Genomic DNA, 2167 nt, shown 5'->3' with positions numbered 1-2167 from the left:
CCGGTGGTGGCGCAGGTGCCGCCGCCCGCCCCGCGCCATGCCCCTGCGCCGACCCAGCTCGTCGCCGCCCCGCGCCCGGCGGAGCCGCCCGTCACCTCCCTCGGCGGCTCCCTGCTCGGCGGCAGCCGGCCGATGCTGGCCCCGCCCGTGCCCTTCGGCAGCGCCCACGCCGCCACCCTCAACGGGGGCGGCAGGTGAGCTTCATCACGGACCAGCCCCCGGAGATCGCGCCGCCTTCCCCGCACGCCGCGCCGGCCGGCCGGCCCGTACCGCGGGAGGCCGCGCCGAGCCGCGCCCTGGTGCGCATCCCGGCGCCGGAGCTCGCCCGCCGCGCCCAGCTGGAGCGGACCCGCGGCCGGCTGGTGCTGGCCGCCTTCGGCTTCGCCACGCTCTTCGCCGCGGTCGGGGTGAAGCTGACCCTCGCCACCGTGCTGGACCCGATGACGCCGCGGCTGCGCCCGGCCGCCCGCGTGCCGACCGGCGAGCCGACCGTGACTCGCGCCGCCATCACCGACCGCAATGGCGAGGTGCTGGCCGTCTCCCTCCAGGTCACGGAGCTCTACGCCAACCCGCAGGAGATCGACGACCCCGTCGCCGCCGCCGACCGGCTGCTGACGGTGTTGCCCGGCCTGGACCGCGAGCGGCTGATCGCCCGCATCACCCAGCGCATGGTCCCGGGCACCGAGACGCCCGTGCAATTCGCCTATATCGCCCGCAACCTGCCGCCCCGGCAGCAGCAGGCGATCAACAACCTCGGCATCCCCGGCTTCCATTTCCGCCCGGCCGAGCGGCGCTTCTACCCGCAGGGCTCGGCCGCGGCGCATGCGCTCGGCCAGGTGGACGTGGACGGTCGCGGCATCGCCGGCGTGGAGCGGCATTTCGACGCCCGGCTGCGGGAGGACCGCTCGCCGCTCCGCCTCTCCATCGATGTGCGGGTGCAGGTCGCGCTGCGCGAGGCGGTGGCGAAGGCGATCGCCGACTTCAACGGCGTCGGCGGCGCCGGGGTGGTGCTGGATGCGCACACGGCGGAAATTCTCGCCATGGTCAGCCTGCCGGATTTCGACGCCTCCGACCCCGGCGGGCTGCAGCGCCGCGCAGAGGAGCAGGCCGCGGGCCAGGCGCCGGCCATTACCACCGGGCGCCGCATCCCGGTCGGCCGCGGCGCCGCCGCGGCAGCCCCCGTGCCGCAGGACCGCGACCCGCATTTCAACCGCGTCACCGTCGGCCTCTATGAGCCGGGCTCGACCTTCAAGCTGCTGACGGCCGCCATGGCGCTCGATTCCGGCGCGGCCAACATCTGGAGCACCTTCGACGCCTCCCGCCCCATCCGCTACGGCCGCTTCACCATCAGCGACTACAAGGGCAAGAACCGGGTGCTGATGCTGCCCGAGGTGCTGGCCTATTCCTCCAACCTCGGCGCGGCGCATATGGCGCTGCTGCTGGGGCCGCAGCGGCACCGCGAATTCATGGGACGGATGGGCATGCTGTCCCGGCTCGGCGTGGAGCTGCCGGAGACGGCGCGGCCCATGGCGCCCGGGCCGCAGAGCTGGCGCGACATCAACACCATGACCATCGCCTTCGGCCATGGCATCTCGGTCTCGCCCCTGCATGTCGTCACCGGCGTCGCGGCGCTGGCCAATGGCGGCATCCTCCGCCCGCCCACCCTGGTCGCCCAGCCGGACGGCGTGGCGCGGGAGGGGACGCGGGTGATCTCCGAGCGCACCTCGGACATCATGCGGCGCCTGATGCGCCTCGTCGTCACCGACGGCTCCGGCAAGAGTGCCGAGGTGCCGGGCTACTTCGTCGGCGGCAAGACCGGTACGGCGCAGAAGACCGGGCCGCGCGGCGGCTATCTGGCGGACAAGCGCATCGCCGCCTTCGTCGGCGCCTTCCCGATGAACCAGCCGCGCTACGCCGTCTATGTCATGGTCGACGAGCCGAAGCCGAATGCACAGAGCCATGGCTACGCGACCGCGGGCTGGGTGGCGGCGCCGGCCGCCGGCATGGTGATCCGCCGCATCGCCCCGATCCTCGGCATGGTGCCGGAGACGGAGCGGGCGCCGCAGATCCAGCAGACCATCAGCATCCCGCTGCAGCCGGGGCGGCCGCCGCGCGCCGCGACGCCACCGGCCGCCGCCGCGAACCCGGCGCCGCGCGGCGGCAATGC

General features: G+C 74.7%; 2 protein-coding genes. Both read left to right on the top strand.

All coding sequences use genetic code 11. The annotated features are described in order from the left end of the window. The coding region (locus NJ376_RS28390; protein WP_252956705.1) for a hypothetical protein at window positions 1–198 on the top strand (198 nt) is incomplete at its 5' end. Beyond that, a partial coding sequence (locus NJ376_RS28385) for a peptidoglycan D,D-transpeptidase FtsI family protein (protein WP_252956704.1) occupies window positions 195–2167 on the top strand: 1973 nt, incomplete at its 3' end. The genes NJ376_RS28390 and NJ376_RS28385, both read left to right, overlap by 4 nt.

Origin of the sequence: Siccirubricoccus soli (assembly GCF_024178315.1) — a bacterium.
Lineage (GTDB): Bacteria > Pseudomonadota > Alphaproteobacteria > Acetobacterales > Acetobacteraceae > Siccirubricoccus > Siccirubricoccus soli.
Note: the sequence above shows the minus strand (reverse complement) of the source record. Positions and strands in the feature narration are given on the sequence as shown.